This window comes from Microbacterium atlanticum (genome assembly GCF_015277815.1).
GTDB classification, from domain to species: Bacteria; Actinomycetota; Actinomycetes; order Actinomycetales; family Microbacteriaceae; genus Microbacterium; species Microbacterium atlanticum.
Genome location: NZ_CP063813.1, coordinates 416,536 through 443,110, shown reverse-complemented (window position 1 = coordinate 443,110; position 26,575 = coordinate 416,536). Strand labels below are relative to the sequence as shown.

Here is a 26,575-nt window from a genome sequence, read left to right as displayed (position 1 = left end):
CGTCATCCCTTCCGGCCCTGCGTCGCGACGCCCTCGATGAAGTACCGCTGGCCGAACGCGAACAGGATGAGCATGGGAAGCGTCACCAGGAGCGACGCCACCATCACGTACTGGTAATCGCCCTGACCGCCCGCCGTCGGGCTGTACTTCGTCATCGCGTAGGCGATGCCCAGCGGCGCGGTGAACTCGTCGACGGACCCCGCGTTCAGGTAGATCAGCGCGGCCTGCAGGTTGTTCCAGCTCGCCTGGAACTCGAAGAGGAACACGATGACGAAGGACGGGATCGACAGCGGCATCGCGATGCGCCAGAACAGTCCCCAGTAGCTCGCGCCGTCCAGGCGCGCCGCCTCGAACAGCTCCTTGGGCAGACCGAGGAAGAACTGGCGCTGCAGGAAGATGTAGAAGGCGGAGCCGAAGAGGTTCATGCCCCACAGCGGCACCCAGGTGCCGAGGAACCCGGTCTCCTTCCAGATGAGGTAGATCGGGATCATGGTGACGGCGCCGGGGAGCATCATCGTCGCCAGCACCAGGCCGAACAGCAGCCCGCGCAGCGGGAAGCGGAAGTAGGCGAACCCGAACGCGACGATCGAGCTGGAGATCGCCACCGTCCCCGCCGCCAGGATCGCGATGGCGACGCTGTTGAACATCCAGCTCACCAGCGGAAGCTGGTTCCAGACCTCGACGTAGTTCTCCGGCACGAACGTCTTCGGGATGAGCGAGTTGTCGAACACCTCGCCCTTCGGCTTGAAGCTCGCCGCGAGCAGCCAGGCGAACGGGTAGAGGAACAGCAGCGCGAACCCGACCAGGAGGATCGTCAGGACGATGCGGCCGGCGAGCGTCTTCGGCTGGGAGAGCCCGCGGCGCCAGCGTCCGCGCCGCTTCTCCGGCACCGTCACGGCGGCGGTCGCGGCCTCGGGGGTGGCCCGGGTGACCCCCGGGGTCTGCAGCGACGACGACATCAGCGGTCCCCCTCGTAGTAGACGAAGCGGTTGCCGAACTTCACCTGGATGACCGTGATGATCATGATGATGACGAACAGCAGCCACGCCATCGCCGCCGCGAACCCGAAGTTGAACTGACGGAACGCCTGCTGGAACAGATAGATGGCATAGAAGAGGGATGCCTCGGGCGACGCGTTGCTCTGATCTCGCCAGAACAGCAGGTACGCCTGGTCGAAGACCTGGAAAGCCGCGATCGAGAGCACGATGACGTTGAAGAACATCGCGCCCGAGATCATCGGCAGCGTGATGGAGAAGAACTTGCGCACCGGTCCCGCACCGTCGAGCGAGGCGACCTCGTACAGCTCCACCGGGACGTTCTTCAGCGCCGCGAGGAAGATCACCATCGTGCCGGCGACCGTCCACAGCGTCATGATCACGATGCTCGGCTTCACCCACGCGGGGTCGACGAGCCATTGCGGTCCCTCGATGCCGAAGATCCGCAGGCCCTGGTTGATCGCACCGGTGTTCCCGTTGAGCAGCAGGAAGAAGACCGCTGCGGTGGCCACCGCCGGCGTCATCTTCGGCAGGTAGTACAGCGTGCGGAACGCGCCCGCTCCGCGGCCGACCCGGTTGAGGAGCATCGCGAGGACCAGCGCGAAGATGATCTCGAGCGGCACCGCGAGCACCACGTAGAACAGCGTGTTCGCCAGCGAGACGCCGACGCGCGGATCCTCGAAGAGGTTGGCGTAGTTCGTGACCCCGACGGGGCGTGCGACGTTGGTGGCGAGGTTGTAGTTGCTGAACGAGATGTAGAGGCTGTAGACCATCGCGCCCGCGGTGAACACGAGGAAGCCGATGATCCACGGTGAGATGAAGAGGTAGCCGGCGAGCACCTCGCGCTTGTCGTAGTGCTGCTTGACCTTGACCTTGCGCGGACGCTCCTTGCGGCGCAGACGGCCCTTGCGGCCGCTGCCGCCGTCGGCGCTCGAGTCGGTGGCCTCCTTGAGGGCCTCGACGACCGCGTCGTTCTGCGACGTCACGCTCATGACGCGGTCTCGGCGATCGGCGAGGGTGGGCGAATGCAGTCGGACTTCTGCCGCCGCGCATCGCCCGCAGCGGCAGGCGCCGGGACGCGTTCACCGGGCGAGAAGTGGACAGACTGCGACATCATGCCGCGATGCTAGGCACGCCCGAGTGCGACTCTCAGGGGGCTTGCGCAGAGCACCGCTTCTGTGCTTCTCCCCTTCCGCCGCGAGAGCGGCACGCGTCGCGGGACAATGGTGCGATGAGCACAGCGGCGACGGGAAACCACCCGATCGGGCCCCTTTCCGCGAAGGCGGCCTCGGCACGGTGAGCGGCGGAATCGATCGTGAGCGGATCGACGAGCGGCTCGTCCGCGCGCGCTTGCGACACACCCCGGGGCCGACTGCGGCATCAGAGCACGGCGTGGAACTTCGGGCCCGGGCCCGCGCCCGCCGGCCGCTCGCCGGCCAGGATCGCCGGAAGCTCCTCCAGGGTCACCGTCGCGGCCACGAGAGGCCGCGGGTCGACCACGCCGGCCGCGAACGCGTCGATCGTGCCGGCGAGGCCCGGTGAGGCGCTCAGCACGCCGACCGCCGTGACGTCCTTGAGCGCGAGGTCGCGCGTGTCGATGCGGCTCGGCGTGCCGGCGAGGCCGATGTAGACCACGCGCTTGCCCGGCTCGACGAGCTCCAGCGCCTTCGCCGGCAGCTGCGACGCGTTGGAGGCGTCGATCACCGCGTCCCACGGAAGTTCCGGCAGCCGGTCCTGCGTCCACACGTCGTCGATGCCCAGCGAGCGGGCGAACGCCGCGGCGCCCTCGTGGCGCGTCAAGAGGTGCACCTCGGCGCCGGCGGCGCGCGCGAACATGGCGCTGAGCAGCCCGATCGTTCCGGGACCGAGCACGAGGCAGCGGTCGCCGGGCCGCAGGGCCGCGCCCTGCACCGCGCGGAAGGCGTTGCCCCCGGGCTCGACCATGGCCCCGGTCGCATCGTCGACCGAGTCCGCGAGCGCGTGGAGCGATGACGCCGGCGTCGCGACCTTCTCGGCGAGCGCCCCCGCCTTGCCTCCGCGGATGCCGAGCTCGAGCCGGCGCTCGCACACGTGCTGCAGGCCGTGCGCGCACCGCCGGCACGTGCGGCAGCCCAGCATCGTGTCGCCGGTGACGCGGCGGCCGACCCACGCCGGATCGACGTCGGCGCCGACCGCCGAGACGACTCCCATCCACTCGTGCCCGATCCGCATCGGGTACGCGGCGTGGCCGGTGTGCAGATAAGCCATCTCGCCGGTGAAGAACTCGAGGTCGGTCCCGCAGATGCCCGCGCGCCGGACGTCGACCACGACCTCGCCCGGCGCCGGTTCGGGTTCGGGGACCTCGCACACCTCCGCGCGGCGGAGCGCCGTGATGACGAGTGCTCTCATCGCCCTGCCCACAGGTGCGGGAGCAGTCCGGCGACCCCCGGGCGGATGGTGAAGAGCCTCCCCGCGAGCGGAAACTCGGCGAGCTCCTCGGCATCCATTCCTTCCGTCGCCGTGGTGATCACCAGGGTCGCGAGGTCCGGCCCCGCGAAGGCGGGGCACGTCGTGTTCGGTGCGGGCACCTCGACGCGGGCGACGATGCGCCCGTCGGGGGCGATCCGCAGGACGACGCCGCCGCCGAAGACCGCCACCCACAGGTGCTCCTCGGCATCGATCGTCATCCCGTCGGGATGCCCGTGCGGCAGCTCGACGAAGACGCTCCGGCGACCCGCCTCGCCGGTGGCGGGATCGTAGTCGCGCACGAAGATGCGGCGCGCCGGGGTGTCGATGCTGAAGAGGCGCCGCCCGTCACGGCTCCATGCGAGGCCGTTCGACATGCCGAGGTCGTCGTCGAACACCGTCATCCGCTCGTCCTCGTCGATGCGCAGCAGGAGCTCGTCGCCCGGGCCCTTGGTGCCGCCGACGAACCGCCCCGCCGGATCGGGCTTGCCGTCGTTGAAGCGGCGACCCGCGCCGCCGAAGAGCTCGCGCCCGGACTCGACCCGGCCGTCGGCGTCGCGGTACTGCAGCCGGTGAGTGCCGGCGACCACCATGGCTCCGTCACCGGCCACAGCGACCGCACCGGCGGTGTCGGGGAACGGGAAGCTCTCGACGTGGTCGATGCGGCCGTCCTCGCCGAGGCGCCCCTCGTGCACGACGCCGTCCATGATGTCGACCCACAGCAGGCGCTCGCGCACCGGGTCCCACGTCGGTCCCTCGCCGAGGTGGTGGGCAAGCTCGGTGGCGGGTTGCGCGGTGCCGAGCGACGGCACGTCGGCGTAGGCCGCCTGGGGATCAATGGGACTCACGTGACACCTCGGATCCGGACGCGCCGACGAGGAAGTCCAGGTCGGCGCCCCTGTCAGCTTGCAGGACATGGTCGACGTAGAGGCGCTCCCACCCCCGCCGAGGGCGAGCGTAGCCGTCGAGCGTCGCCTGGCTCGGCATCCGCTCCGCGAGCTCCTCCGCGGGCACCTCGAGGTCGAGGCGGCGCGCGCGGACGTCGAGGCTGATGACGTCCCCCGATCGCACCAGCGCGAGCGGTCCGCCGGCGGCCGCCTCGGGCGTCACGTGCAGCACCACGGTGCCGTATGCCGTTCCCGACATGCGTCCGTCGCAGATGCGGACGACATCGCGGATGCCTCGCTCCAGGAGCTTCTTCGGCAGCGGCATGTTCGCCACCTCCGGCATGCCCGGGTAGCCCTTCGGGCCACAGCCGCGCAGCACCAGGACGGAGTCCGCGTCGACGTCGAGGTCCGGATCGTCGACACGGGCGTGGAAGTCCTCGATGGAGTCGAAGACCACGGCCCGGCCCCGGTGCCGCAGGAGGTGCGGGGAGGCCGCAGCCGGCTTGATGAGGGCGCCGCCCGGCGCCAGCGTCCCGCGCAGCACCGAGATCCCGGCGTGCGGCTGAAGCGGCGCCTCGCGCGGGGTGATGACCTCGGCGTCCCAGATGCGCGCGTCGTCGAGGTACGCTGCGAACGGCCTCCCGGTGATGGTGAGCGCCTCGGGGTCGAGCAGGTCGCGCACCTCGCGCATCACGGCGAGGAATCCGCCCGCGCGGAACAGGTCCTCCATCAGGTGCCGGCCGGCCGGCTGCAGGTTGACCAGCAGGGGCACGTCGGCGCCGATGCGGTCGAAGTCGTCGATCGTCAGGTCGATGCCGAGCCTTCCCGCGATCGCCAGCAGGTGCACGACGGCGTTGGTGGAGCCGCCGATCGCCGCGAGCGCCACGATCGCATTGCGGAAGCTGCCCGCGGTGAGGAACGTCGACGGCCGGCGGTCCTCCGCCACCAGCCCCACCGCCCGTGCGCCGGTCAGGTGCGCCGCCTCCAGGAGGCGCGCGTCGGCGGCCGGGGTGCCGGCTACGCCGGGCACCACCACGCCCAGCGCCTCGGCGACGAGCGCCATCGTCGAGGCCGTGCCCATCGTGTTGCAGTGCCCCTTGGAGCGGATCATCGACGACTCGGACCTCAGGAACATCGCCTCGCTGAGCGTGCCGGCGCGCACCTCCTCGCTCAGCCGCCAGACGTCGGTGCCGCAGCCGAGCGCTTCGCCGCGGAAGTGGCCGGTGAGCATCGGACCTCCGGGCACCACCACGGCCGGAAGATCGACGGATGCCGCAGCCATGAGCAGCGCCGGAATCGTCTTGTCGCACCCCCCGAGGAGCACCGCGCCGTCGATGGGATTCGCGCGCAGCAGCTCCTCGGTCGCCATCGCCGCGAGGTTGCGCCACAGCATCGCCGTGGGGCGCACGTTCGTCTCGCCGAGCGAGATCGCCGGGAGCTCCAGCGGGATGCCGCCGGCCTCGTAGACGCCGTTGCGCACCGACTGGGCGACCTCGGTCAAGTGCGCGTTGCACGGCGTGAGATCGGAGGCGGTGTTCACGATCGCGATCTGCGGGCGCCCGGTGAACGCCGAATCCGGCAGTCCGCGGCGCATCCACGCGCGATGGATGTACGCGTTGCGATCGTCGCCCGCGTACCACTGCGAACTGCGAAGCGTCACCCTCGACCTCATCCCGCCCGCTCGGCGCGGGCGCTCCTGCCATCCTGCCCGACCCGGGCGCACCCGGCGCGGCTTCGGCGCGGCCGGGGCGCGGCATCCGTCGTCCGCCCGTCGCCGACGGGCCTGTGTCGAAACCCTGGCGCTGTCGTGGAACGGCTGTGGGATTGCTGTTGCCCGGGCCTGCATAGCGTCGTGAGCAACACGAAGACCCCTTCTCAGAACAGGAACCCACCCACGATGGACACCACCACCGCCCCGGCCGCTCCGACCGCCGCGCCCGTTCGCTCGCGCAAGCGCATCCTCGTCCCGCTGGCCGGTCTGCTGGTCGCCGCGGCGATCACCGTGGGTTCGGGAGCGGACTTCGTCGCCAACTCGGTCAACACCGGCAACGCCTACAGCTCGGGCACGCTCACGCAGCAGAACTCCAAGGCGAACAGCGCCATCTTCAACCTCGACAACCTGAAGCCGGGTGACACCGTCAACGGCAAGGTCACGATCACGAACTCCGGGTCGCTGGCCGCCGTCCTCAAGCTCACCGAGAGCGCCAGCAACGGCTTCGCCAACAAGGACAACCTCAAGCTGACCATCACGACCGGTGCGACCACCGTCTGGAGCGGCACCTTCGGCGCCCTCACCACGGCCGGCCCGGTCGCCCTCGGCCAGTTCGCCGCCGGCGAGGCCCGCGAGTACACCTTCAGCGTCGCCCTCGCTCAGACCGCCGGCAACGAGGAGCAGGGCAAGACGGCCACCGCGACCTACACGTGGGACGCCACCCAGACCGCCGCGACGGTCACCAACCAGTAATCCGAGCTGGGGAAGGGGAGCACGAACATGAGCGCCGCGAGGACGTTCCAGCGAGTGGGCAGCGCCGCGATCACGGTCGCCGCGGTCGTGGCCGCCATCATCGCGGCGCTCATGTTCGTGCCGGGCCTTGTGGGGCTGGACCGCTACGTCATCACGGGCGGCTCGATGTCGGGGACGTTCGAACGCGGGGCGCTCGTGCTGGAGCGCCAGGTGCCGGTGTCGGAGCTGCGCACCGGCGACATCATCACCTACCTCCCTCCCGCCGACTCGGGGATCACCGAGCTCGTCACCCATCGCATCGTCTCGATCGAGCCGAGCCCCGACGGCAGCGCGACCCGGGTCTTCCGCACCCAGGGCGACGCCAACGCGGGCGTCGATCCCTGGACCTTCACCCTCGCCGGCTCCGTGCAGCCCCGCGTCGTGGGCTGGGTGCCGCTCGTCGGGTGGATCTTCATCGCCCTGTCGGATGCGATGATCCGGATGCTGGCCATCGGCGTCCCCGCCGCGGTCATCGCCCTGCTCTTCCTGCGTGATCTGGTCCGCGGGAGCAGCCCGCGGCGCGGCGCGGTCGCCGCCGCCGCATCCTGACGCGGGAACGCGACGACTGTGGACCGGACGAGTCGCTGCCGTGGCACGGCTGTAACCCGCCCGCGCGTACCGTCGGAACCGCCCCGCCCCACCAGGAGACGCCGATGACCCGCACCGCCTTGCGCAACGCGGTGCTCGCCGTGCTCGCGGCCGTCCTCCTGGTCGCCGGCAGCCCCGTCGGACCCGCCCTCTCATCGGCCTCCTTCACGGCCCAGACGAGCAACGGCGCGAACCGGGTGAGCGCCGCCGCGGACTGGACGCCGCCGACGGTGGCGGTGCAGCAGCCCGCCGGCGCGCTCCGCGACATCGCGACGATCACCGCCGTCGCCGCCGATGAGAAGAGCGGGATCCGCAACGTCGTGATCTCTGTCCAGGCCGCCGGCGCCACGACGTGGACGACGCTGTGCACCGACACCACCAGCCCCTACAGCTGCCCGTGGGACACCCGGACGGTCGCCGACGGCGCCTACGACCTGCGGGCCGTCGCCACCGACGACGCGGGCTACACGAGCACGTCGGCAAGCGTCCGGGCGACGGTCGGCAATGCGGTGGGCATCGTCCTGGCCGAGCCTGCCGAGATCGTCCGTGGGATCGTGTCGCTCGGGGCGACGCTGCACAACCCCGGGACCGCGAGCTACACCGTGGCCTTCGAGTACGCCCCGTCGGGCAGCACCGTGTGGAAGTCGCTGTGCGTCACGACGACGTCGCCGTACACGTGCGCGTGGGCGACCGGCGGGTTCAAGGACGACTTCTACGACCTCCGCGCGACCGTCACGACGGGGGGAGCGACCACCGTGTCGAACGTCGTGGCCGAGGTGCTCGTCGACAACGGCGCGCCCGCGGTGGCGATGACCGACCCGGGCTCGCCGCTGCGCGGCACCGTGACGCTGGCCGCGACGGCGTCCGACGCCGCCTCGGGCATCGCCCGCGTCGTCATTCAGCTGTCGGCCGGCGGCACGGGGTGGCAGGACGCCTGCACGGTCACCGCGCCCCCCTACTCGTGCCGGTACTCCACAGCCGCACTGCCCGGGGGGAACTACTCGTTCCGCGCGGTCGCGACCGATGGCGCCGGAAACGTCTCGACGTCCGCCGTGATCGGCCCGCGCCTGGTCGACAACACCGTCGCATCCGTGGCGATGGAGGACCCGGGCCCCTTCCTCACCGGCACCGTGCCCCTCACCGCCACGGCGAACTCGACGGCCGGCGTCGCGAGCGTGGCGATACAGATCGCGCCGAGCGGCACGACCACGTGGAGCACGGTGTGCGCGCCGACGGCGTCGCCGTTTGGCTGCTCGTGGAACACGCGCACGGTCGCGGACGGCCCGTACGACTTCCGGGCCGTGCTCACCGACTCCGCCGGGAAGACGACCACCTCGACCGTCGTCGCGCAGCGGCGCGTCGACAACCGCGCGGTGCGCGGTGCGGACGTGCAGACCGCGAACGGCGGCGCGACGGCCGGCAGGCTGGATGCCGGCGACACGATCACCTTCACATACAGCACGCAGATGAACCCGGCGAGCATCATGCCCGGCTGGAACGGCGCGAGCACCGCCGTGTCGCTGCGGCTGCGCGACGGCAACCTGCTCGCTCTCGGAAACGCCGGCGACACCGTCGACGTGCTGACATCGAACGGCAGCGCCCCGGTGAACCTCGGCTCGGTCAACCTTCGCGCCGACTACGTCAAGAACAACAAGACCTCGACGTTCACGGCCACGATGACGGCCGCCACCGCGACCGTGAACGGCCTGCCGGTGACGGTTGTGCAGATCACCCTCGGGTCGCTGGCGAGCGGCGGCGCCCTCCGCACAGCGCCCACCACGGCAGCGGCCGCCATGGCGTGGACCCCGTCCGGCGCGGCAACCGACCTCGGCGGCACCGCCTCTTCGATCGCCACCGTCACCGAGACGGGCAACCTGGACCGGGAGTTCTGATGAGCGACGACCACGGCGACACCCCCGTCGGGAGTGTCGCGGCCGGCGACAACGGCCTGGATAGCATCGACGTCGTGGGTCAGCGCATCCTGGTCGTGGAGGACGACGACGGCATCGCGGTGCCGCTCGTGCGCACCCTCACCCGTGAGGGCTACGACGTCGAGCGCGTGGCCGAGGGCGCGACGGCGGTGAGCCGCGTCATCGGCGACGGGTACTCGCTGGTGGTGCTCGACCTCGGACTGCCCGACATGGACGGCCTCGACGTCTGCCGTCGGCTGCGCGAAGAGGGCTACGCGGGCGGCATCATCATCCTCACCGCCCGGGACGGCGAGCTCGACCGCGTCGTCGGCCTGGACGTCGGCGCCGACGACTACATCGCCAAGCCCTTCGCGCTCGCGGAGCTCCTCGCGCGGCTGCGGGCGCTGCTGCGACGCAGCGCCGGCGTACTCGGCGCCGGGGCGCCCGAGAAGACGGCGGCCGCGGCATCCGCCCACGCGCTCACCGTCGACACCGACGCGCGCCGGGTGTTCGCCGGCGACCGCGAGCTCTCGCTGAGCACCAAGGAGTTCGATCTCCTAGCGCAGCTGGATCGCACCCGCGGCGCCGTGGTCACGCGCGAGCGCCTCATGGACGAGGTGTGGGACGAGAACTGGTTCGGCTCGACCAAGACCCTCGATGTGACGATCGCCCGCCTGCGGCAGAAGCTGGAGGAGTCCGGCGCGGACGTGCGCGTCACGACGATCCGGGGCGTGGGCTTCCGCCTCGACGACGGGGCGGCGGATGCGTGAACGCCTCGTCCTCGCCTTCGTGGCCCTCGCGGTGGGGATCATCGCGCTGTACGGCATCCCGCGCGCGTACATCGTCGCCGACCTGATCCAGACCAGCGAGGAGCGGCGCGTGGTGCGCCTCGCCGACTTCCTCGCCGTGCTGATGGCCGAACGCGAGGCCGAAGCAGACGTGACCGCGGAGTTCCTCGAGCCGCTGCTCATCGAGGGTGAGCACATCGTCTACGTCGACGCGGAGGGGAACCGCGTGCAGGCGGGCGAAGCGCCGCGACCGGACGACATCGTCTCGACCGCCGACGTCGAGGGGGGCGGCTCGGTGCAGTTCGGCCGCTCCGACGACGTGATCTCCGGGCGGGTGCAGGAGGCGGTGATGCCGGTCATTGTCATCGGATTCGCGCTCCTGGCGGTCTCGGCCGCCGCGGCCGTCCTGCTGGCGCGACGCCTCTCGCAGCCGTTCACCCGCCTGGCCGCGGTCGCGCGGGGGCTCGGCGAGGGAACGCTCGATCGCGAGTCCGAGGACCTGCGGATCCCCGAGGCCCGCGCGATCGACCAGGCGCTGCGTACGAGTGCGTCGACGCTCGAGCAGCGGATCCGCCGCGAGCACGAGTTCGCCGCCAACGCCTCGCACCAGCTGCGCACCCCCATCACGGCGCTGCGGCTGGAGCTCGAGGACCTCTCACTGTGGCCCGAGACGCCACCCGCGGTGCGCGAGCAGCTCGAGCATGCACTCCGCGAGATCGACCGGCTCTCCGAGGCGATCGCCGAGCTGCTTGAGATGGCGCGGGGCGGAACGCCGGGGGCGGACGCCTGGACCCCCCTCGCGCCCATGCTCACACACGCCGCCGACCGCTGGGCTGCGCAGGCGGCGGCGCGCAACCGCGACATCCGCGTCGACGCCGCCCGCGTCGCCACGGTCGACGCCCCGGCGCCGACGGCGCAGATCCTGGACGTCCTGCTCCACAACGCCCTGCAGCATGGCGTCGGGAAGGTCAGCGTCTCGGCGACGCCGGCGAAGGGCTACGTCACGGTGAGCGTGGCCGACGAAGGACCCCGCCCTGCCGGCAACGCCGTCTTCCAACGCACCCCGGGGAAGAGCACGGCGGGTGGCGAGGGCATCGGGCTGGCGCTCTCCGCGGAGCTCGCGGAGGCGCTGGGCGGGCACCTGCTGCTGGATGCGTCGCCCACCACGCGCTTCTCGCTGATCCTGCCGCAGAAACACGCGGAGTGACCCGCGGCGGTTAGTCTTCGAGCAGCCCGCTGCTGCCCATCAGACGGGACGGCACGAGGTGGATGGCCACCCGCTTGGGGTTCACCCGTGGCTGACGGTACCGCCCGGCGTACAGCGAGACCGCGAGCGCGACCTCGTCAGGGTCGTCGTGCACGGTCGCGGTGCCGGGGAAGCTGAGCCACCGCGCGCCGTCGACCTGGGTGATGGTGGCCGCGGCGTCTCGCAGGACGTTGCGCACCTTCTGGGAGTCGCGCGACGTGATGATCCGGAGGATGCCGCCGTGGAGCGTGAACCCGACGGGGACGGAATGGATGCCGCCCCACGGAGCGATCGTCGACAGCGTGGCGAGATGGCGCTCGCGCACGAACGCGAATCCGGCCGACGACAGTTCCCGCACCCTCCCCAACCTAGCCGGGCGGTGCGCAGCATCGGACGCGGGAGCCCCGGGCCTACGACCGACCCGCCGCCCGCGCCATGTCGACGGCGTGCGCCGAGCCCTCCGACCACGCGTCGCCGTGGCCGGGAAGCACGACCCGTGTAGCTGCGTGTCCTTCGGCGCTTCGCCGGATGAACGGTTGACAGCGATGGGTGAACTATAGTTCACTAGTCGACGAGGGGGAGTAATCCTCGCTCCGCATCGTCAGTACGGTCCCGTGCGGGATCCGGTGCGGTGGGCGTCCGGCCGATGAGACCTTCACGACACGTGGAGGTGCCATCGTGGACATTCCCTTCTGGGCCTGGCTCGCCGTCCTCGGCGCAATCATCGCGATGCTCGCGGTCGACCTCGTGGCTCACCGCAAGGCGCATGTCATCGGGGTCCGCGAAGCGGCAGCCTGGTCGGCGTTCTGGGTCGCCACCGGCGTCGGCTTCGGCGTCGTGGTGTGGTGGGTGTGGGGCCCGGAGTCGGGCCAGCAGTACTTCGCCGGGTACCTCATCGAGAAGTCGCTGGCCGTCGACAACGTCTTCGTCTGGGCGATCATCTTCGCCGCGTTCGCGGTGCCGCGGGAGTATCAGCACCGCGTGCTCTTCCTCGGTGTCCTGGGGGCCCTCCTCTTCCGCGGCCTGTTCATCGCCGCAGGCTCCGCCCTCATCGAGAACTTCTCCTGGGTGCTCTACGTCTTCGCCGCCCTCCTCGTCTATACGGGCTGGCGGATGTTCCGCTCGCGCAACGAGCACGTGCATCCGGAGCGGTCGCGCATCCTGCGACTCTTCCGCCGCTTCGTGCCGATGACCGACGCGTACTACGGTCAGCGGTTCCTCATCCGCCGAGCGGGCGCCGTCGTGGCGACTCCCCTGCTGGCCGTGCTCGTGCTGGTCGAGCTCACCGACATCGTCTTCGCGGTGGACTCGATCCCCGCGATCTTCGCGGTGACGACCGAGCCCTTCCTCGTGTTCACCGCCAACGCGTTCGCGATCCTCGGCCTGCGGGCGATGTACTTCCTGCTCGCCGATCTGGTCCACCGCTTCGTCTACCTGAAGCTGGGCCTGTCGGCGGTGCTGATCTGGGTCGGCGTGAAGATGCTGCTGCTGGACGTGGTGAAGATCCCGACCTCGGTGAGCCTCGCCGTCGTAGCGACGATCATCGCGGTCGCCGTCGCAGCGAGCCTCCGCGCCACGCGCGGGCAGGGCCGCAGGACGGTCGAGGCGGCGCCCGCCGGCGCGTTCCGCATCGCCGACGAGGCGGAGATGGCCCAGGCGCAGCCGCTCCTTCGCCGTCGGCGGGAGGGGGCGATGCGCCGATGAGCAGAGAGGGCGGATGCCGCGCCCCGAGGCTGTTCAATAGGAGCGTGGCGCACTGGACCTTCCTCACCCATCACGCGCACGTGCTGCTGGCCGTGGCCGTCGACAGCGACGCGACGATCCGCGACATCGCCGACGAGGTCGGCATCTCCCGGCGGCGCGCCATCGCGATCCTCAACGACCTCGTCGACGAGGGCTACGTGAAGCGCGAGCAGCGCGGGCGCGGCAATCACTACACCCTCCGGGTCGACATGCCGCTGCGGCATCCGTCCAACGCGGGCCACTCGGTCGGCGAGCTGATCGCCGCCCTCACCGTCGCCCGCTGACCGGCCGCGACCTCGGACCGGCGGTCAGCCGAGCTTGCCGACGGCGCGATCCAGCGCGTCGCCGATCGCGGTCGGATCGATCGCCGGCGTCTCGCCGGACTCCACCTGACGCGCCCACGACTGGCCGATGTAGCGCATGACCCCGGCGAGGAGGTGCGTGACGATGTCGGCCTGGTCGGCGAGATCTTCCGCGTTCTCGCCGGGGTACTGGGTCTGCAGCCGCAACTGGATGATCTCTCGCAGCTCGTGCTCGATGGCAGAGAGACGCTCCATCTGCCGGGCCATCAGCACAGGGTTGGTGCCCACCGCCCGGATGCGGCGGGCGAGGAGCCCCGGGTCGCTCGCCATCGCGCCCGCGTCGATGCGGATGAGCTGCGTCGCTTCGCGCAGCAGCGGTCCCGTCGACACGATGAACGAGCGGGCCGCACGCTCGTCGACCGTCGGCGCGCCCGGACCGATGAGCGCCATGTCCTTCGTCTTGAAGTGGTTGAAGAACGTCCGCTGACTCACGCCGGCACGAGCGCAGATCATGTCCACCGTCACGGCCTCGTAGCCGCGCTCGAGCACGAGATCCACCGCGGCGGCCTCGATCGCCGCCGCCTTCGCGACGGCGTCGCGACGGCGGGGACTCGGTGACGTGGACATGATCTGCACTCCTGGGCTCACTCGTACCGTAGCGACTCGATGGGGTCCTGGCGGGCCGCGCGGCGAGCCGGGAGCACTCCGGAGACGAACGCGATGACCATGATGACCACGATGACGACCGCCACGCCCGCCGGCTCGAACAGCAGGATCTGCAGGCCCGGGAGATCGGCCAGCACCGTCTGTGACAGCGACGCGGCCAGCGCGGAGCCGACGGCGACCGCCGCCACCGCGCCCAACGCCGAGCCCAAGAATCCGATCACGACCGCTTCGAGACTGAACAGCCCGAACACGCGTCCGTTCGACATTCCCATCGCCTTCATCAGCCCGATCTCTCGGGTGCGCTCTTGCACACTCATCAGCAGGGTGTTGACGATCCCGAAGGCCGCCGCGATGAGTGCGACGATCGCGAAGGCGCTGAGGACGCCGATGATGCCGTTGATGACCGTCTGCACGACGCCGAGCTGATCCTCGACCGTCTGCCCGGCGAGGTCGGCGTCCGCCAGCTGTTTCTTGACCGCCGCGACGTCATCGGCGGTCACCGCGCCACCTTCGCCCGATCCCTCGAGATAGGCGACCGCGAGCGGCCACGCGCGAGGCTGGCCGGGCACCGACTGAGCGTCGGCGAGCTCCTCGACGAGGGCCGCGTTGGCGCCCGCTCCGGCGGCGAAGAGACTGGTCCGCGCCACACCGACGATGGTGGCCTCGAGCTGGTGCTCCGCCCGCTCGGCGTCGCTGAAGCCCAGGGTCACCCTCTCGCCGATCGCCGCGTCCGCGTCGTCGAAGCCGAGGACGGCGACGTAGTCCTCGGGGATCACGAGCTCGTACGCGGTCGAGTCCTGGTCGAGCTGCGCGCCCGCCACGAGATCGCTCCGGCCGATCGACGAAGTCGGATTGATGTCGATCTCGAATCTCGTGGCGTCGGCGGTGCCGGAGGCCTCGACCCAGTCGACCTGCACCTGACTGACCGCCTCGACCGACCGGACGCCGTCCATCCCGGCGATCGCCTCCACGTCGTCCTCGTTCAGCAGCGTGCCGGCCGTGAGCGGGTTGGCAGCGCCTGCCTGCTGCCGCCCGTCGGGGTCGAACTCGTTCGGACCCTCGGTGCTGTCGGCCGCGGCGGCGGGGCTCACGAGCAGCACGTCGCCGCTGCTCAGGGTCGACACCTGGCGCTCGACGTAGTCGTTGACGCCCGCGCCGAGCGCCGTGGTGAGGGTGAGGGTGAAAGCGCCGACGAACAGGCTCAGCACCGTCAGTGTGGTGCGCAGCCGGCTGCGGAAGGCGTTGCGGGTCGCAGTGCGCACCAGATCGCGCGTTCTCATCGGGACACCCCCAGCGCGCCGGCGGTGGTTGCGGCATCCGCCGTGATCAGGCCGTCGGCGATGGTGGCCGCCCGCTCGCAGCGACCGGCGAGCTCGCGGTCATGGGTCACGACGACCAGCGTGATGCCGCGCTCCCGCTGCAGACCGAAGAGGATCTCCTCGACCTGCCGGCCGGTGGCCGAGTCGAGGTTGCCGGTGGGCTCGTCGGCGAAGATCACCGACGGCTCGCCCACGAGCGCGCGGGCGATGACCACCCGCTGCTTCTGCCCGCCGGACAGATCGACCGCGCGGTTCGCGGCCTTGTCGGCGATTCCCAGTGCGTCCAGCGCCGCCATGGTGCGGTGCCGCCGCTCGGCCGCCGGCACACCGGCGATGACGAGGGGGAGGCTGACGTTCTCGAACACCGACTGCCCGGACGCGAGGAAGAACTGCTGGAAGACGAAGCCAAACGTCGCGTTGCGCAGGGCGTTGAGCTCGCGGGGGCGAAGGGTGGCGGCATCCGTCCCCTCCACCATGATCTGGCCCGACGTCGGTCGGTCCAGCAGCGCGAGCAGGTGCATCAGAGTCGACTTGCCCGAGCCGGACTTGCCGACGATCGCCAGGGATTCGCCCCGGCGGACGTCCAGGTCGACGCCCCGGAGGGCGTGGAATGCGCTGTCGCCCCCGCCGTAGTTACGGGTGACGGAGCGGGCTTGCAGAACGGGCGGACCGTTGAGTGCTCGCTCTTCGTTCGGGGTGCCAGACATGTTGATCCTTTCGGTGTTTGCAGAAACTGCACTTTATACCGCAGAGACTGCATGTTAGCTGAGCGATCCGCCTGCGTGTGCGGAGCGACCGCAGCATTTCGGCTGGTTCTCAGGTAGCCCTCGGACAGACCCCGTATTCTGCGAGCTCCAAGGGGAGTACTCCGCCACTGCTGACTCGTCATTACGGATGCCTCGCATCCCGGGTCGCCGGTCCTCGACACCGGGGATGGAGAAGACCTTGGCGTCAATGGTCACGCCAGGTCTGGAGTCCTCCTTGAACATCACCCCGCTCGTCTGGATCATCACGATCGCGGTCACGATCGCGTTCTTCGTCTACGAGTTCTTCGCGCACGTGCGCAAACCCCATGAGCCGTCCATCGGCGAGTCAGCGCGGTGGTCGGCGTTCTACATCGGGCTCGCCCTCCTGTTCGGCGTCGGCATCGGCGTCGTCACGGGCTGGACCTACGGCGGCGAGTACTACGCGGGATACCTCACCGAGAAGGCGCTGTCGATCGACAACCTCTTCGTCTTCCTGATCGTCATGACGGGATTCGCGGTGCCGAAGATCTACCAGCAGAAGGTGCTGATGATCGGGATCGTCATCGCCCTGATCCTCCGCGGCATCTTCATCGCCGTCGGCGCCGCGCTCATCGAGAACTTCTCGTGGATCTTCTACCTGTTCGGCGCGCTGCTGCTCTTCCTCGCCTACCGGCAGGCCTTCTCCCACGGCGAGGCCGATCCCGCGCAGGGCAGGTTCATGTCGTTCGTGCGCCGCCACCTCCCGGTCAGCGACGAGTACAACGGCGACCGCCTCACCGTCGTCAAGGCCGGCCGACGCTTCGTCACGCCGATGCTGCTCGTGATCATCGCGATCGGATTCGTGGACCTCATCTTCGCGGTCGACTCGATCCCGGCGATCTACGGACTCACCGAAGAGGCCTACATCGTGTTCACCGCGAACGCGTTCGCGTTGATGGGACTGCGTCAGCTCTACTTCCTCATCGGCGGCCTGCTGGCGCGCCTGGTCTACCTCGCCCAGGGCCTCGCGGTCATCCTCGCGTTCATCGGCGTGAAGCTGGTGCTGCACGCGATGCACGTCAACGAGCTGCCCTTCATCAACGGCGGCGAGCCGATGCTCTGGGCTCCCGAGATCCCCATCTGGTTCTCGCTCCTGTTCATCGCCGCCACCATCGCGGTGGCGACCGCCGCGAGCCTCCTCAAGACCCGGGGCGGCCGGCGTCCGGCGCCGCACCCGCCGCTGGCCGCCGAGGACGAGGCATCCGCGCTCCGCTCGGAAGAATCCGCGGTCCGCTCGAAGAGGAAGGTGCCCTGAGCGGCCGACGCTGACGGGCGGGGACCGCTCCGGGCACCGCGCGCAAGTCCTCCCCGCGCCCCGCGCGGTCTGCGACCATGGCGCCATGGCGGGCACCACGGCAGCGCTGATCCTCGCGACGCAGCAGTTCGCGCACCATCCGGCGTACGAGGATCCCGACATCGACGCCTTCCTGTTCGTCGAGTCGGCTCCCCGCTTCGAGGCGCTGCCCTACCACCGGCACAAGATCGTGCTGCTGCTGGCGGCCATGCGGCACACGGCGGCCCGGCTCGAGGCGGAGGGACGCACCGTCCATCGCATCGAGCTGTCGGAGGACCTCGGCTTCGCCGCCGGCGTCGAGCGCCTCGTGCAGCGGCACGGGATCGAGCGGCTCGCATGGATGAGCGCCACCGACCGCGGGGTCGACGAGCGGCTGCTGCGGCTGTGCACGCGCCTGGGACTGCACTCGCGGCGGTACGAGGACGCCCTCTTCCTGACCACGGCGGCCGACATCGACGCCTGGTTCGCCGAGCACCCGCGCACGCCGATGGAGGACTTCTACCGCTGGCAGCGCCGCCGCACCGGCATCCTGATGACGGGCGACACCCCGGCGGGCGGGCGCTGGAACTTCGACGCCGACAACCGCAAGCCGCTGCCGCGCGGCGGGATCGACATCCCCGGGCTGCGGCATCCGTCTCCCGATGCGATCACCGCGCAGGTCATCGCGGAGGTGTCCGAGCGGTTTCCCGGCCACCCGGGCGACGCCGGGCTGTTCTGGCTGCCGGTCACCCCGGAGCAGTCGCGATCGCACCTGCGGCGGTTCGTGCGCGAGCGCCTGGAGGACTTCGGACCGTACGAGGACGCCATGGCGGCCGACGAGCCGTTCCTGTTTCACGCGGTGGTCTCGCCGCTGCTGAACATCGGGCTGCTCACCGTCGAGGAGGTCGTCGAGGCGGTGACCGGATCGCCGGGTGCACCGCTGGCGTCGGTGGAGGGGTTCGTGCGGCAGGTCATCGGGTGGCGGGAGTACATGCGGGGCATGTACCGGGCGCACCCCGATCTGGAGCGCGCGAACGAGCTGCGGCTGACCAAGCGCGTGGAGCGCTGGTGGTGCACCGGCCGCGGAGTGCCGGACGACCTCCCGGTGCCGGTGCGCACCGTGCTCGAGCGTGTGCATCACTGGGGCTACGCCCACCACATCGAGCGCCTGATGGTGCTGGGCAACTGGTTCCTGCTGCAGGGGTACGCGCCGCGGCAGGTGAACCGGTGGTTCCTGGCCCTGTTCGTCGACGCGTACCCGTGGGTGATGGTGCCGAACGTCATGGGCATGAGCCAGTACGCCGACGGCGGTCTCGTGGGCACGAAGCCGTATGTGTCCGGCGGCGCCTATCTCCAGAAGATGGGGTCGTGGTGGGGATCCGCCCGGGAGGCCCGTGAGTCGGCGTTCACCGACGCGTACTGGCGGTTCCTCGAAGACAACGAGGACGTGCTGTCGAGCAACCCCCGCCTGTCGCTGCCGCTGGCGCAGTTGCGGCAGCGGAGGGACGCCGCGCGCTGAACGACGCGGGTCACGAGGCGAGGTCGCGGAGCACCGCGTTCGCCACGCGTTCGCCGGTGACGAGCGCTCCCTGGATCGACGGCGTGTCGCGGTGGTCGCCGGCTCCCTTCCGCGTGCCCGCGCTGATGCCAGAGTACAACGTTGGAATTTATCCTTGACCTCGGCTTGCTCAGACGCCACGATGGGTCGGGAACGGAAATTACGACGTTGTAAACCGTCCCCACGGCTGCACGTCGCCGCTCCATCGGAGGTGTGCTCCTCCGGTGTCGAAGCACCCGCATGACGACGTGCGGGCTGCACACGAGAGGAACTCGAGAGTATGTGGACAGATCAAGAGCGGGGCACCGAGAGGCGCTCCGGTCGTGTCTTGGTGGCGATGGCCACCGCCGCCGCGTTGGGAGTGTCCGCACTCCTCGCGGCCCAGCCCGCCGCAGCGGCTGAGGATCCGTGGGTGACCGAAGTCGACAATGTCGTCCCCGACGTCTACCGGTTCGCGGTCCCGAACTCGGCGATCCAGCCGGCGACAGGGATCACCGGCTCCGTCGTCGCGGTCGAAGGCAACTTCGCGCCGGGCAAGACCTGGACGACTCTGAACATGGGAGCCAGCGGAGGCAGCTGGACCTCGACCATCGGCCCGCTCGAGCCGGGTCTGTACTACTACCAGTATTCGGCGCGGCCGTCGTGGGGTGAGGACGCCATTCCCTTCCGCAATCCCGCCAGCCCTCAGGAGGTGACCTCCAAGCCGACGTGGAACACCCTCTTCGTCGACGGCCCGGGCGCTGAGTGGCTCGCCGACGCACCGGACGGTGGCAACCTCGAGCCGCTCACCTACTCGAGCAAGGTCACGGGTGGCGAGCGCTCGGCGCTGGTGTGGACACCGCCCGGCTATGACGAGAACCGCGCGGAGCCGTACCCGGTCCTGTACCTGCTGCAGGATGAGGGTCAGAGCTACCGCGAGTGGGTCGAGCTGGGCCGGCTGCAGCAGATCCTCGACAACCTGACCCTCGACGGAAACGCCGAGCCGATGGTCGTCGTGATGGGCGACGGCGAGGTCGACGGCATCCGCGATGAGGTCGTGAAGAACCTCCTTCCGGCCGCGGAAGCCGCATTCAACGTCTCCAGCGACGGAGAAGATCGCGCGATCGCCGGCATCGGGCGCGGGGCCGACCAGGCACTCAGCCTTCTGGTCGACGCCACGAAGGAGTTCTCGAACGTCGGCTCGTTCTCAGCCGACCTGCAGGGCAACCTGGGCAACGGCAGCGGGAAGATCAGTAAGGGCAAGGCGAAGCAGATCAACGACGCGACCGACCTCATCCGCCTGTACGTCGGCAACGTCACCGACCCGGACTACAACGCGACGGTGAGCCTCGCCGACAAGCTCGGCGCGGCAGGCGTCGAGTTCCAGTCGGACGGCTCCGACCCGGAGACCGGTGGCACGTGGGACACGTGGCAGAAGAACCTGCATGACTTCGCGCAGCGCGTCTTCCAGGACGCCGGTGACACCGGTCCGAGCGAGGGCCACCTTCCGCTCGAGCCGCACTCCCTGCCGGCGCCCGGCACGACCCCCACGCCGTGGATCGACGAGAACGGCGTGGTCACCTTCGAGACCGGCACGGAGTTCGCCGACGCGAACAATGTGACGGTGTGGGGAAACTTCGGGCCCGCCGGCAGCTGGCCGCGGACGCCCATGACCAAGCAGGACGACGGTCGCTGGCGTCTGACGATGCCGGTCGAGGCGGGTTCGTATTACTACAAGTTCGTCGTGGAGGGGTCGGACCGCAAGGACACCACCAACCCGACGACGGTGCTGTCGGAGCCCAACTGGAGCACGTTCCAGGTGCCCGGCGATGAGACGCTGCGCGGTGAGTACACGACGCCGGTTGCACCCGAGGCTCGCGGCAACGTCGAGGTCATGAACTACACGAGCACCGCGAGCGGCAACCCTGTGCGCTCCGCCTACGTGTGGACGCCCCCGGGATACGACCCCGATCGCGCTGAGGCCTACCCCGTGTTCTACCTCCAGCACGGCGGCGGGCAGACGTGGACGGACTGGATCGAGGTCGGCTTCGCCGCCCAGATCCTGGACAACCACTACGCCAAGGGGAACATCGTCCCCATGGTGGTCGTCATGGCCAACGGCAACGGCGTGAACTTCCCCAACGAGATCACGCAGCGCATCACGGTGGCAGCCGAGGAGCAGTACAACGTCAGCAGCGAAGGCGAGCACCGCGCACTGGCGGGCCTGTCGATGGGCTCCGGGGCCACGCTGACCACGCTCTGGGCGCACCCGGGCGAGTTCGCGTACATCAGCGGGATGTCGGCGTTCGGCAGCGTTCCCGCCGGTGCGGACGTCGCGGCGATCAACGAGGGGACCAAGCTGCTGCGCATCTACTCCGGTGACGTCCAGGACTTCACCTATGGAGCGACGCTGAGTCTGATCAGCAGCATGACGGCCCGCGGTGTCGAGCACGAGTTCGCTCCGATCATCCCGGGTCCCCACAGCTGGGACGTGTGGCAGAAGTCGCTGATCGACTTGCTGCCGCGCCTGTTCCGGGGCTGACGCCTCGGGCGTCACCGGCGCCGAGATGAGGGCCTGTGAGGGCGGGAACGGTGTTCTCGCCCTCACAGGTCACTTTTCGCGGGGCTTGCGCGGTCATCGAGTCGTGAGGGCCTCGCCGGCGAGGGTGACGCCGGCATGGAGCAGGTCCGCTTGCCGTTTCTCATCGGCGATGAACGCGGGGGTCAGGAAGCGCCCGTCGCGATCGTGGAACGCGGTGTCGCCCGGCTGGAGTGTCGGATCGGAGAAGATCTCCGCGAGCTGGCGTCCGATGGCGAGCTGTGCTTGGCCGTGGCTCGTCATTCCGGTGCGCGCCTCAACAGATGCGAGGTCGTGGAACTCCATGCGCACGGACTTGGGCACATCGCGGCTCGACGCGGATCCGACGCGGGCGAAACAAGAACCGCCCTGGTAAACGCGGGTTTTCGTGGCGGTGATTGTGGGCGAACCGGAACCGGGCGTAACGCGAAGTCGCAAGTTGCGTCAGCGTGCTCCCGGGAACTATCGCGGTTGTCGGTGGGGGTCAGTCGATCACGGAATGAGCGCCGAGCCGATGCCACGAGCGGTTGTGGTAGACGAGCGCGCTCCCAGCTCCACCCGGCGTGACATCCCGTGCGACGTGAAGCTGGAGGGCGTGGGCGGCGATCACGGTCGAGTCTCCGGCATCCATCCGGTTGACGATCCCGCAGCGCAACCACGCCCGGGCCGTCGGGAAGACAGGCTCGCCCGTGGCGAGGCGTGCCCATTCGGTCGGATCGGCGAATCGATCGATGCCGCTGGTCGACCCTGTCGACTGACATCCTGGTGAGAGAGAATGCGCTCAGAGCCGCGGATCAATCGGGTCGGACTCGAGCGCGAGCACCCCGAACACTGCCTCGTGCACGCGCCACAGTGGCTCACCGCTGGTGAAGCGGTGGAGCGACTCGATGCCGAGTGCATACTCGCGCGCAGCGAGGGATCGCTTGTGACCGGTGTCGCGGTCACGAAGTCGACTGAGGTTGGCCGGGTTCGTGTAGTCCGCGCCGTAGATGATGCGCAGGTACTCGCGACCACGCACCTTGATGCCAGGCTGCACGAGACCCTTGCTCTTTCGGGTCAGGTTGGCGAAGGGCTTCACGACCATGCCTTCCCCGCCGGCATCGGTGAGCTGATCCCACCACCCCACCGCGGCCGACACGGACGCGTCGTCGCCGAGGTCGACACGGACACGTCGCGTTGACGCCACCGTGTCCGGCGCCGCCTGCGCCATTCGGTCTGCGATCGCAAGGTGCCAGCCGTGATCCCGGCCCTCGAAAGTCCCATTCCCAGCTGCGAGCACCTGGAAGGGGGCGAGCCGTACCTCTCCCGGCGCGCCGACGTAGCGACGGTATGCGTCACGGAATCGTGCCGCATTGTCGGCCCGGATGTTCATCCGTTCCGCGAGTGCGGCGACGTCGATCCCGGATGCCGTCACCCGCGCAAGCAACGATGACGCGGCCGTCGTGGCCGTCGTACCGGCAGAAGCCACCGATGCGTAGAGGTCACGGATGAGGTCGCCGGTCTTGAGTGACCAGGGCAGGATCTCGCTGTCCAGCAGGATCCAATCGGAGTCCAACTCGTTCCACACGCCGGCACTGTCGAGGGCGTCGTCCAGTCCGGCGAGCATTGCCGCTTCGGCGGCTGGTTCGAAAAACGGGCGGCCCGTGCGGGTGTGGATGACTCCCCGCCACCCGTCGGGTGCGTTGAACTTTGCCGGGTTGCGGGAGACCAGGACGACAGCGCGGGATCCCATGTGCTTCTCTTGGCAAACCACATCGGTGACACCGTGGTCGCGGAAGTAGGCGAAGGCTTCGTCGGGGTGCTCGAGATAGCCCTCGCGTGCCGAAGTGTTGGGCGGCGACATCGTCGGCGGAAGGTAGGTGAGCCAGCGGGGGTCGGTTGCCCAGCGGCTCATCGTTTCGAGCCCACCGGCTGCCTGATCTTCTTTGATGCCGACCCGGCCATGCAGGCTCGTCTCGATGATGAGCTTGCCCTGCACGTCTGCGAGGTTCAGCACACCTGGCTCGCGCTCGGGCGCTTGAGGCACCAGCGGGCGGATCGGCTCGTACCAGACCCGCTCGGCGGGCACTGAGACGACCTCGCGTTCCGGATACCGCATCGCCGACAGAGCGCCGCCGAATACGCAGCCGGTGTCAAGGCAGGCGGTGTTGTTGATCCACTCGACGGTCGGCACGGGCGTGTGCCCATAAAGGACGACAGCTTTGCCGCGGTAGTCCTGTGCCCAGGGATACCGCACCGGCAGACCGAACTCGTCGGTCTCTCCCGTCGTCTCACCGTAGAGCGCGAACGCGCGGACACGGCCGGAGGCTCGGCCCTGGTACTGCTCCTTGAGTCCCGCATGAGCAACGACGAGCCGGCCGTCGTCGAGGACGAGGTGCGAAACGAGGTCGTAGCAGAACATCGCGACCTGCTCGCGGAACTCCTCGGACTCACCCGCCAGCTGCGCGAGCGTCTCTTCGAGACCGTGCGAGACGGTGACCTGAGCGCCGCGCAGCGCGCGCACGAGCTTCGCCTCGTGGTTGCCCGGCACCGCCAGCGCAGCGCCCGATGCCACCATCCCCATCGCGAGCCGCAGGACGCCGACGACGTCCGGGCCGCGGTCGACGAGGTCGCCGAGGAAGACCACCCGGCGTCCGCGGGGATGCCTCGCGTCGATCGCTCGCCCCTGGTCATCGCGGAGGAACTCGTACCCGAGGCTGGTCAACAGTGTCTCGAGTTCCCTGCGGCAGCCATGAACGTCGCCGATGACGTCGAACGGCCCGTGCTCGTCGGACCGGTCGTTCAGAAGGCGCGTGCGGTCGATCGTGACAGCGGCCACATCCTCAGGCGTACGCAGGACATGAACCTTCCGGAAGCCCTCCTTACCAAGGTGGCGCAGGCTGCGCCGCAGCTGGTCGGTCTGCCGCTTCACCACCCGGGAGGAATCTCGCGGTCGGTCCTCTCGGAGTTTCGCGCGATGCTCATCGACTCGGGCAGGTCGAACACGATCGCCACGGGGAGCACGTCATGAGCCTTTGCGAGCTCCACGAGCTTGCGACGAGCTTCGGGCTGTACGCTCGTCGCGTCGATCACGGTCAACAGACCGGCATCGAGACGCTTGCCCGCGACGTACTGCAGTGCGTCGAATGCCGCAGTCGTCGCCGACTGATCGGCCTCATCGTTCGCAACGATGCCACGGAACACATCGCTCGACAGCGTTTCGTACGGCCCGAAGTGCTCGCGGGCGAAGGTCGACTTGCCCGAACCGGACGCTCCGACGAGGACCACGAGCGACAGCGCGGGAATGTCCAGCACGCTCACGCGGCCACCTCCCGCCGGAAGAGGGCGAGTTGTGTGGGAGCGCCGAGCACCGCATCCTCGACACCGACCGCACGGAACTCGGCGGAGTACCCGTGCCGGGCCGCGATGTCGTCCGCCCACGCTCGGAACTCCTCACGCGTCCACTCGAATCGATGATCGTCGTGCCGGAACGCACCGTCGACGAGCGTGGGATACAGGGCGTTGTACTCGGCGTTCGGCGTCGTCATCACGACCGCGGCGGGTTTGGCTCCTACGAACACAGCATCCTCGACCGCGGCAAGCCGCGACGGGTCGACGTGTTCGATCACTTCCATCAGCACCATCGCATCGAACCCGACAAGACGGCCGTCGCGGTAGACGACGGAGCCGTGGAGGAGTTCGATGCGGTCACGCTCGGCGTCGGATGCAGAGTCGAGTCGCAACATCCGTGCCGCCTGTTCCAACGAGCGTGCCGAGACGTCGACTCCTGCGATCTTCGTGAACGACAGATCCTTCGCCAACCGCGACAGCAGTGCTCCAGGCCCGCAGCCCATATCCACCACGCTGCGCGCACCGACGTCTTTGAGTGCGGTCATGACGGCATCCGCGCGCAGAACTCTCAGCGGGGTCTCCGCAGCCGAATCGGCGACGTCATCGGTCTGCGCGAGCAGCGAGCGCTGATGGATCAAGTACCGGCGGGTGATCAGATCCCGCTCGGGATGCTGCGCCAACCAGCCCTCACCCGCTCGCTCGAGCTTGGCCACCTCATCGTCGCCGACCCAGTAGTGCTTCGCGTCATCGAGGACCGGGAGCAGCACGTAGAGCTGGCGCAGCGCTTCGGCGAGGCGAACCTCGCCGGTCAAGGTCACGGAACTGAACCTCGAATCACCCCACGCAGGGAAATCCGGATCGAGCGGAATCCGCTCCTGCACGACCGTCCAGCCGCACGGCTCGAACAGACGACGCACGAGGTCGTCGCCACCACGAACAGAGACCACCGGAATCTCGATCCGGAGCGGAAGTGGCGACGCCGCCACATCGGGATACGAGTCGCTCCGCCCGGTCATCGCCGTGCGGAACACTGTCCCGATCGCTACCGCGAGCATGCTCGACGCCACGTACGGCCGGTCATTGACGTAGTGCTCGAGGACACCGGCATCGCCACGAAACCGCTTGTTCCGCACGAGACCGATGGGGTCTACCTCGAGCAACACCGCCACCGTGCAGCGATCGCTCGTCGCCTCCGGGTTGAACACGTGAATGTCGCCCACCGGCGCGGAGAACATCTGGACCTTGCCGGGATGCTTATGGACCAGGAAGCCGAGCACGCTCGCGTCGATCCCCGAGTCGCGAGCCGGCTCGAGTGTCACGGTGACCAGCATTACCGCCTCCCGCCTGATGGCATCCGCACAACTCTATGCGGCCCGACCGTTCCACTCGCGGAGACGGCGAACCCGAGCAGGGCGAGGCACCGAGGTCCAACCTCCAGACTCTGCAATTCCGTAGTCTGAAAGTTCCCGGCTCGGCGGGCACCATCTACCGTGGGGGGTTGCCCACCGTAGGGGCGGACCCAGGAGGTCACGGGGTCTCCGTGATGTCTACGAAATCCGCGTCAGACCGCGGAATCTCGCGGGTCGAGGGCGGACACCCTTACGACCGCGCTCGCTCGCAGCGCCGACCCACCTGCGCAATCGACGCGTTCGCCGCCCGTCGCGCCCTGAGCAGACGAGG

At 69.5% G+C, this 26,575-nt stretch carries 22 protein-coding genes and 2 pseudogenes; 10 read left to right on the top strand and 14 right to left on the bottom strand.

Annotation, left to right across the window (positions count from 1 at the left end; all coding sequences use genetic code 11):
* Positions 1-2: 2 nt before the first annotated feature.
* The 5 genes from IR212_RS01930 to IR212_RS01910 form a co-directional block, all read right to left on the bottom strand.
* The gene (locus IR212_RS01930) at positions 3-959 is read right to left on the bottom strand and encodes a carbohydrate ABC transporter permease (protein WP_194397352.1); all 957 of its coding nucleotides are present in this window, start codon (positions 957-959) and stop codon (positions 3-5) included.
* The gene (locus IR212_RS01925; protein ID WP_228479439.1) at positions 959-1,987 is read right to left on the bottom strand and encodes a carbohydrate ABC transporter permease; all 1,029 of its coding nucleotides are present in this window, start codon (positions 1,985-1,987) and stop codon (positions 959-961) included. The genes IR212_RS01930 and IR212_RS01925 overlap by 1 nt, the downstream gene beginning before the upstream one ends.
* 388 nt (positions 1,988-2,375) lie before the next feature.
* Positions 2,376-3,383, bottom strand: coding sequence for a zinc-dependent alcohol dehydrogenase (locus IR212_RS01920; protein ID WP_194397351.1), 1,008 nt, complete (start codon positions 3,381-3,383; stop codon positions 2,376-2,378).
* Entirely contained in the window at positions 3,380-4,288 is a 909-nt protein-coding gene (locus IR212_RS01915) for an SMP-30/gluconolactonase/LRE family protein (protein WP_228479438.1), read from the bottom strand. Before IR212_RS01915 ends, IR212_RS01920 begins: the two co-directional genes overlap by 4 nt.
* Positions 4,275-5,999 carry an IlvD/Edd family dehydratase gene (locus tag IR212_RS01910; RefSeq protein ID WP_228479437.1) on the bottom strand — a complete coding sequence of 575 codons (1,725 nt, stop codon included), beginning with the start codon at positions 5,997-5,999 and terminating at the stop codon, positions 4,275-4,277. The genes IR212_RS01915 and IR212_RS01910 overlap by 14 nt, the downstream gene beginning before the upstream one ends.
* A gap of 225 nt (positions 6,000-6,224) precedes the next feature.
* Between IR212_RS01910 and IR212_RS01905 the strand changes: the two genes are divergently transcribed.
* The 5 genes from IR212_RS01905 (at position 6,225) to IR212_RS01885 (ending at position 11,323) form a co-directional block, all read left to right on the top strand.
* A complete protein-coding gene (locus tag IR212_RS01905) occupies positions 6,225-6,791 on the top strand; it encodes a TasA family protein (RefSeq protein ID WP_194397348.1) in 567 nt (188 codons plus the stop codon).
* A 27-nt stretch (positions 6,792-6,818) separates the two neighbouring features.
* The gene (locus IR212_RS01900; protein WP_194397347.1) at positions 6,819-7,379 is read left to right on the top strand and encodes a signal peptidase I; all 561 of its coding nucleotides are present in this window, start codon (positions 6,819-6,821) and stop codon (positions 7,377-7,379) included.
* Positions 7,380-7,483: 104 nt separating this feature from the next.
* Positions 7,484-9,310 carry an Ig-like domain-containing protein gene (locus IR212_RS01895; RefSeq protein ID WP_228479436.1) on the top strand — a complete coding sequence of 609 codons (1,827 nt, stop codon included), beginning with the start codon at positions 7,484-7,486 and terminating at the stop codon, positions 9,308-9,310.
* Positions 9,310-10,098, top strand: a complete 789-nt coding sequence (locus tag IR212_RS01890) for a response regulator transcription factor (RefSeq protein WP_194397346.1) — start codon at positions 9,310-9,312, stop codon at positions 10,096-10,098. The genes IR212_RS01895 and IR212_RS01890 overlap by 1 nt, the downstream gene beginning before the upstream one ends.
* Positions 10,091-11,323, top strand: a complete 1,233-nt coding sequence (locus IR212_RS01885) for a sensor histidine kinase (RefSeq protein ID WP_194397345.1) — start codon at positions 10,091-10,093, stop codon at positions 11,321-11,323. The genes IR212_RS01890 and IR212_RS01885 overlap by 8 nt, the downstream gene beginning before the upstream one ends.
* Positions 11,324-11,333: 10 nt before the next feature.
* On the opposite strand, the gene IR212_RS01880 is transcribed toward IR212_RS01885, so the two are convergent.
* Positions 11,334-11,720 carry a PPOX class F420-dependent oxidoreductase gene (locus IR212_RS01880; protein WP_194397344.1) on the bottom strand — a complete coding sequence of 129 codons (387 nt, stop codon included), beginning with the start codon at positions 11,718-11,720 and terminating at the stop codon, positions 11,334-11,336.
* A gap of 320 nt (positions 11,721-12,040) precedes the next feature.
* Between IR212_RS01880 and IR212_RS01875 the strand changes: the two genes are divergently transcribed.
* Both IR212_RS01875 and IR212_RS01870 read left to right on the top strand, forming a co-directional pair.
* Positions 12,041-13,066 carry a TerC family protein gene (locus IR212_RS01875; RefSeq protein WP_194397343.1) on the top strand — a complete coding sequence of 342 codons (1,026 nt, stop codon included), beginning with the start codon at positions 12,041-12,043 and terminating at the stop codon, positions 13,064-13,066.
* A gap of 44 nt (positions 13,067-13,110) precedes the next feature.
* Entirely contained in the window at positions 13,111-13,389 is a 279-nt protein-coding gene (locus tag IR212_RS01870; RefSeq protein ID WP_194397342.1) for a helix-turn-helix transcriptional regulator, read from the top strand.
* A gap of 24 nt (positions 13,390-13,413) precedes the next feature.
* On the opposite strand, the gene IR212_RS01865 is transcribed toward IR212_RS01870, so the two are convergent.
* Genes IR212_RS01865 through IR212_RS01855 form a run of 3 tightly spaced genes read right to left on the bottom strand, consistent with a single transcriptional unit; the run spans position 13,414 to position 16,099 of the window.
* Positions 13,414-14,034, bottom strand: a complete 621-nt coding sequence (locus IR212_RS01865) for a TetR/AcrR family transcriptional regulator (RefSeq protein WP_194397341.1) — start codon at positions 14,032-14,034, stop codon at positions 13,414-13,416.
* A 17-nt stretch (positions 14,035-14,051) separates the two neighbouring features.
* Positions 14,052-15,353: an ABC transporter permease gene (locus IR212_RS01860; protein ID WP_194397340.1), complete on the bottom strand. Its 1,302-nt coding sequence runs from the start codon at positions 15,351-15,353 to the stop codon at positions 14,052-14,054.
* A complete protein-coding gene (locus tag IR212_RS01855) occupies positions 15,350-16,099 on the bottom strand; it encodes an ABC transporter ATP-binding protein (RefSeq protein WP_194397339.1) in 750 nt (249 codons plus the stop codon). The genes IR212_RS01860 and IR212_RS01855 overlap by 4 nt, the downstream gene beginning before the upstream one ends.
* Positions 16,100-16,373: 274 nt before the next feature.
* Between IR212_RS01855 and IR212_RS01850 the strand changes: the two genes are divergently transcribed.
* Positions 16,374-17,432, top strand: coding sequence for a TerC family protein (locus IR212_RS01850; RefSeq protein ID WP_194398467.1), 1,059 nt, complete (start codon positions 16,374-16,376; stop codon positions 17,430-17,432).
* Between the two features lie 85 nt (positions 17,433-17,517).
* Positions 17,518-18,969 (top strand): cryptochrome/photolyase family protein, encoded by a 1,452-nt coding sequence (locus IR212_RS01845; protein ID WP_194397338.1) that lies wholly within the window; start codon positions 17,518-17,520, stop codon positions 18,967-18,969.
* A 10-nt stretch (positions 18,970-18,979) separates the two neighbouring features.
* On the opposite strand, the gene IR212_RS17205 is transcribed toward IR212_RS01845, so the two are convergent.
* Complete coding sequence (locus IR212_RS17205) at positions 18,980-19,108, bottom strand: hypothetical protein (protein ID WP_273542106.1); 129 nt, start codon at positions 19,106-19,108, stop codon at positions 18,980-18,982.
* A gap of 312 nt (positions 19,109-19,420) precedes the next feature.
* Between IR212_RS17205 and IR212_RS01840 the strand changes: the two genes are divergently transcribed.
* Entirely contained in the window at positions 19,421-21,529 is a 2,109-nt protein-coding gene (locus tag IR212_RS01840) for an alpha/beta hydrolase-fold protein (RefSeq protein WP_194397337.1), read from the top strand.
* Between the two features lie 93 nt (positions 21,530-21,622).
* On the opposite strand, the gene IR212_RS01835 is transcribed toward IR212_RS01840, so the two are convergent.
* From IR212_RS01835 to IR212_RS01820, 4 genes and pseudogenes are all read right to left on the bottom strand, one after another.
* Positions 21,623-21,871: a hypothetical protein gene (locus tag IR212_RS01835; protein WP_194397336.1), complete on the bottom strand. Its 249-nt coding sequence runs from the start codon at positions 21,869-21,871 to the stop codon at positions 21,623-21,625.
* Positions 21,872-22,049: 178 nt separating this feature from the next.
* Positions 22,050-22,304 (bottom strand): annotated as a pseudogene (locus tag IR212_RS01830) (flavin reductase family protein); the annotation flags it as partial.
* 42 nt (positions 22,305-22,346) lie between these two features.
* A pseudogene (locus IR212_RS01825) lies at positions 22,347-24,865 on the bottom strand (polynucleotide kinase-phosphatase).
* Positions 24,862-26,226: a 3' terminal RNA ribose 2'-O-methyltransferase Hen1 gene (locus IR212_RS01820; protein ID WP_194397335.1), complete on the bottom strand. Its 1,365-nt coding sequence runs from the start codon at positions 26,224-26,226 to the stop codon at positions 24,862-24,864. The pseudogene IR212_RS01825 and the gene IR212_RS01820 overlap by 4 nt, the downstream one beginning before the upstream one ends.
* Positions 26,227-26,575 lie beyond the last annotated feature (349 nt).

What these genes read in the sequence shown, in the direction of transcription:
- IR212_RS01890 (WP_194397346.1), top strand. Translation starts at nt 9,310, where the DNA reads ATGAGCGACGACCACGGCGACACCCCCGTCGGGAGTGTCGCGGCCGGC.
- IR212_RS01865 (WP_194397341.1), bottom strand. Translation starts at nt 14,034, where the DNA reads ATGTCCACGTCACCGAGTCCCCGCCGTCGCGACGCCGTCGCGAAGGCG.
- IR212_RS01900 (WP_194397347.1), top strand. Translation starts at nt 6,819, where the DNA reads ATGAGCGCCGCGAGGACGTTCCAGCGAGTGGGCAGCGCCGCGATCACG.
- IR212_RS01820 (WP_194397335.1), bottom strand. Translation starts at nt 26,226, where the DNA reads ATGCTGGTCACCGTGACACTCGAGCCGGCTCGCGACTCGGGGATCGAC.
- IR212_RS01860 (WP_194397340.1), bottom strand. Translation starts at nt 15,353, where the DNA reads ATGAGAACGCGCGATCTGGTGCGCACTGCGACCCGCAACGCCTTCCGC.
- IR212_RS01845 (WP_194397338.1), top strand. Translation starts at nt 17,518, where the DNA reads ATGGCGGGCACCACGGCAGCGCTGATCCTCGCGACGCAGCAGTTCGCG.
- IR212_RS01925 (WP_228479439.1), bottom strand. Translation starts at nt 1,987, where the DNA reads ATGAGCGTGACGTCGCAGAACGACGCGGTCGTCGAGGCCCTCAAGGAG.
- IR212_RS01895 (WP_228479436.1), top strand. Translation starts at nt 7,484, where the DNA reads ATGACCCGCACCGCCTTGCGCAACGCGGTGCTCGCCGTGCTCGCGGCC.
- IR212_RS01885 (WP_194397345.1), top strand. Translation starts at nt 10,091, where the DNA reads ATGCGTGAACGCCTCGTCCTCGCCTTCGTGGCCCTCGCGGTGGGGATC.
- IR212_RS01930 (WP_194397352.1), bottom strand. Translation starts at nt 959, where the DNA reads ATGTCGTCGTCGCTGCAGACCCCGGGGGTCACCCGGGCCACCCCCGAG.
- IR212_RS01855 (WP_194397339.1), bottom strand. Translation starts at nt 16,099, where the DNA reads ATGTCTGGCACCCCGAACGAAGAGCGAGCACTCAACGGTCCGCCCGTT.
- IR212_RS01910 (WP_228479437.1), bottom strand. Translation starts at nt 5,999, where the DNA reads ATGAGGTCGAGGGTGACGCTTCGCAGTTCGCAGTGGTACGCGGGCGAC.
- IR212_RS01905 (WP_194397348.1), top strand. Translation starts at nt 6,225, where the DNA reads ATGGACACCACCACCGCCCCGGCCGCTCCGACCGCCGCGCCCGTTCGC.
- IR212_RS01920 (WP_194397351.1), bottom strand. Translation starts at nt 3,383, where the DNA reads ATGAGAGCACTCGTCATCACGGCGCTCCGCCGCGCGGAGGTGTGCGAG.
- IR212_RS01835 (WP_194397336.1), bottom strand. Translation starts at nt 21,871, where the DNA reads ATGGAGTTCCACGACCTCGCATCTGTTGAGGCGCGCACCGGAATGACG.